At 61.4% G+C, this 3,857-nt stretch carries 2 protein-coding genes and 2 pseudogenes; 2 read left to right on the top strand and 2 right to left on the bottom strand.

Annotated features, from left to right (window positions below; genetic code table 11):
• Both EN742_RS38280 and EN742_RS40270 read right to left on the bottom strand, forming a co-directional pair.
• Nucleotides 1-370, bottom strand: a pseudogene (locus tag EN742_RS38280) (hypothetical protein); the annotation flags it as partial.
• Nucleotides 371-438: 68 nt separating this feature from the next.
• Nucleotides 439-630: pseudogene (locus EN742_RS40270) on the bottom strand (alpha/beta hydrolase); the annotation flags it as partial.
• Between the two features lie 410 nt (nucleotides 631-1,040).
• On the opposite strand from EN742_RS40270, the gene EN742_RS27395 reads away from it, so the two are divergent.
• Both EN742_RS27395 and EN742_RS27390 read left to right on the top strand, forming a co-directional pair.
• The gene (locus EN742_RS27395; RefSeq protein WP_126058054.1) at nucleotides 1,041-2,990 is read left to right on the top strand and encodes a PrkA family serine protein kinase; all 1,950 of its coding nucleotides are present in this window, start codon (nucleotides 1,041-1,043) and stop codon (nucleotides 2,988-2,990) included.
• A 17-nt stretch (nucleotides 2,991-3,007) separates the two neighbouring features.
• Nucleotides 3,008-3,857: DUF444 family protein (locus EN742_RS27390; RefSeq protein ID WP_128333493.1), on the top strand; the 850-nt coding region annotated here is incomplete at its 3' end.

Raw genomic sequence — 3,857 nt, 5'->3', positions numbered from 1 at the left:
GTTCGACGGCAGCGCCTATACGCACATGGCGATCAACCGCCGCTTCGGCGAGGAGGGCGATGCGGCGGTTGATCGCCATGTGCGTATAGGCGCTGCCGTCGAACAGCGTGACCTTTGTGCCGGCCACCCGCAGCCGATCGGTGAAGGCGCGGGCGGCGACCGCGCGGATCGGCGCTTTCGAATAGGCGACGAAGACAGGCGGATGCTTGCCGCTCCCGATATAGGTCGCTGGCGACAGCGCGCGCCATCGGGCCGGGTCGGGGAAGGCCTGCGCGTAGATCGGCCGCAGCCTGCCGCCCTGCGCCTTGGCCAGTGCCTCGATGTCGTAGGCTTTGGTATCATCGAGCACCAGCGCGGCGACGCCGGGCAATCCGCCGAGGCCACGTTGGCCTCGGGCAGCATGCGATAGTCGATCGAGACGAACAGGAAGCCGTTGTCGAGCAGGAAGCCGGGCTTGGCGTCGACGTTGTTGCGGTTGCCGATCCGCCACGCACCGCCGTGGATGAAGAAGACGACAGGCCGGCCCCTGAAGCCGTCGCGCGTGTAGATATCGAGCCTGGCCGGGCCGTAGTCGAAGCTCTGCCGCGTGGGCTGGCTGAGATGCTGCGCGGCGAATGCCCCAGCGGGCATCAGTGCCGCCATCGATGCCATGATGAGACTGCGCCGATCGATCATCACCACCTCCGGCCGTTTTCATTGGCAGAGTGCACATGCGCGCCACAGGCGTCCAGTTAAGGATTGGTAATGACCTGAGCTTGAAAGTCCGGCGGCGAGGCGACGTCCGGGCATTCGTGCTTGCCCCTGAATCCCGGCTGCGAGATGCGAATGCGAAAACCAATCGAAATTTACCCTTGAAGGTAGACTGGCAATCACCACGTTATTCTACAGGCAGGCATTTCGGCCACATCGGGTGCCTTGCCGGAGGTCAACGCCAGATTGCACGTGTTCTTCTTCAATTGGAGGGAACCAACAACGCTTTCCGGCAGTTGAATATGTGATGAGCCGACTGGCAGCCAGAGCGGCTCCGAGGGCACATAATCATGCGCGAGAACCAATCCGACGTCTTCGACCTGTTCTCGGAGATCTATACCAATGCCGCACAGGAAGAGATCAGCCTCCAGCAATTCCTCCTTGCCTGCCGCGAAGACAAATCGATGTATGCCTCGGCGCCCGAAAGGATGGTCGCGGCGATTGGCCAGCCAAACCTGATCGACACCAGCAAGGACGAGCGGCTCGGCCGCATTTTCTCCAACCGGACCGTCAAGGTTTATCCGTCCTTCGCCGATTTCTATGGCATGGAGGATACGATCGAGCGTATCGCCGGCTATTTCCGCTATGCCTCCCAGGGGCTCGAGGAGCGCAAGCAGATTCTCTATCTGCTCGGTCCTGTCGGCGGCGGCAAGTCATCACTCGCCGAGCGATTGAAGAAGCTCATGGAGCAGCGGCCGATCTACACGCTGAAGGCCGGCAACCAGATCAGCCCCGTTTTCGAATCGCCGCTCGGCCTTTTCAACCCCGACCACATGGGCGACCTGCTGGAGGACAAATACGGGATAGCCCGCCGCCGGCTGAACGGGCTGATTTCGCCATGGGCGGCCAAGCGCCTCGACGAATTGTCCGGAGACATCTCCAAATTCAGCGTCGTCAAGCTGATGCCGTCGCGGCTGCGCCAGATCTGCATTGCCAAGACCGAGCCGGGAGACGAGAACAACCAGGATGTTTCGGCTCTGGTCGGCAAGGTCGACATCCGGCAGTTGGAGAATTTCAGCCAGTCCGACCCGGACGCCTATTCCTACAGCGGCGGGCTCAATCGCACGACGCAGGGCCTGCTCGAATTCGTCGAGATGTTCAAGGCGCCGATCAAGGTCCTGCATCCGCTGCTGACCGCCACGCAGGAGGGTAGCTACAACGGCACCGAGAATTTCGGCGCCTTCCCCTACCAGGGCATCGTCGTGGCGCATTCCAACGAATCAGAATGGCAGCAGTTCAAGAACAACAAGAACAACGAGGCGTTTCTCGATCGCATCCTTGTGGTCAAGGTTCCCTATTGCCTGCGGGTTACCGAAGAGAGGCAGATCTACGAGAAGCTGCTGCGCGAAAGCGAATTGGCGGCCAGCCCCTGCGCTCCGGAAGTTCTCGATATTCTGAGCCGCTTCACCGTCTCGACGCGCCTGGCCGAGCACGATAATTCACCGCGCTACACCAAGATGCGCGCCTATGACGGCGAGAGCCTGAAGGAGATCGACCCGAAGGCGAAGTCGGTGCAGGAATACCGCGACGCCGCCGGCGTCGACGAGGGCATGACCGGCGTCAGCACGCGCTTTGCCTTCAAGATCCTGTCGCAGACCTTCAACTACGACACCAAGGAAGTGGCCGCCGATCCTGTTCACCTGATGTACATCCTGGAGGAGGCGATCAAGCGGGAGCAATTTCCGAAGCAGACGGAAGCCGCCTATCTCGAGTTCACCAAGTCTGAACTCGCCACGCGCTATGCCGAATTCATCGGCCACGAGATCCAGAAGGCCTATCTGGAGTCCTACAGCGAATACGGCCAGAACCTGTTCGACCGCTACATCGCCTATGCCGATGCCTGGATCGAGGACCAGGACTACAAGGATCCCGACACCGGCCAGATCCTAAACCGCGAGGTGCTGGACAACGAATTGTCACAGATCGAAAAGCCGGCCGGCATCGCCAATCCCAAGGACTTCCGCAACGAAGTGGTGAAATTCACCTTGCGAGCCCGGGCGCGCAATCACGGTCGCAACCCGTCGTGGACAAGCTATGAAAAGCTGCGCGAGGTCATCGAAAAGCGCATGTTCGGCCAGGTCGAAGACCTTCTGCCGGTGATCAGCTTCGGCTCCAAGCAGGACAGCGTCACCGAGAAGCGGCACAATGAATTCGTGCAGCGCATGGTCGAGCGTGGCTACACCCAGCGTCAGGTGCGTCGGCTGGTGGACTGGTACATGCGGGTGAACAAGGCGGGTTGAGAACGCCCGGGGGTTCCATGCCGATCTTCATCGACCGCCGCCTGAATCCCAAGGACAAGAGCTTGGGCAATCGCCAGCGCTTCCTCCGGCGCGCGCGGGAAGAACTGAAGCGCAGCATACGCGACCGCATACGCACCGGCCGGATCGCCGAGGCGGACAGGGAATACGCCGTGCCGATGCCGGAAAAAGGTACCGGTGAGCCGAGCTTCAACGATGCCAGGAACAGCGGGCGGCGCCAGCACATCCTGCCCGGCAACAAGAGTTTCTCTCCGGGAGACCTGATCCCCAAACCCGGCCAGGGCGGCGGCGCCGGGTCGTCGTCTCCGGGCGACACAGTCTCGGAAGACGATTTCCGTTTCGTGCTGTCGCGTGAGGAGGTTCTCGATCTGTTTTTCGAGGATCTCGAACTGCCCGACATGGTCAAGCTCAACCTCAAGGAAATCCTCGCCTTCAAGTCGCAGCGCGCCGGCTTCGCGACAACCGGTTCGCCGACCAACATCAACGTCGCGCGTACGATGCGCAACAGTCATGGCCGCCGCATAGCGTTGAGGCGGCCGAAGCAGGCGGACGTGGATGCCATCGCCGGGCAGATCGCCGCGCTGGACTCTCAGCCGGCCAGCGCAGCGACGCGTCTGCGTGTCGCGGATTTGCGCAAGGAGTTCGAACGGCTGGAGCGCCGCCGCAAACGCATCGCCTATGTCGATCCGATCGACATCCGCTTCAATCGCTTCGATCCCCGGCCGCTGCCGAATGCCAGTGCCGTGATGTTCTGCCTGATGGATGTGTCCGGATCGATGGGTGAGCGCGAGAAGGATCTGGCCAAACGCTTCTTCGTGCTTCTGCATCTGTTCTTGAAACGGCGCTACG

It is taken from the genome of Mesorhizobium sp. M4A.F.Ca.ET.020.02.1.1 (assembly GCF_004022645.1).
Classification (GTDB): Bacteria; Pseudomonadota; Alphaproteobacteria; order Rhizobiales; family Rhizobiaceae; genus Mesorhizobium.
Note: the sequence above shows the minus strand (reverse complement) of the source record. Positions and strands in the feature narration are given on the sequence as shown.

Coding starts and splice junctions, on each gene's coding strand:
- EN742_RS27395 (WP_126058054.1), top strand. CDS start 1,041: ATGCGCGAGAACCAATCCGACGTCTTCGACCTGTTCTCGGAGATCTAT.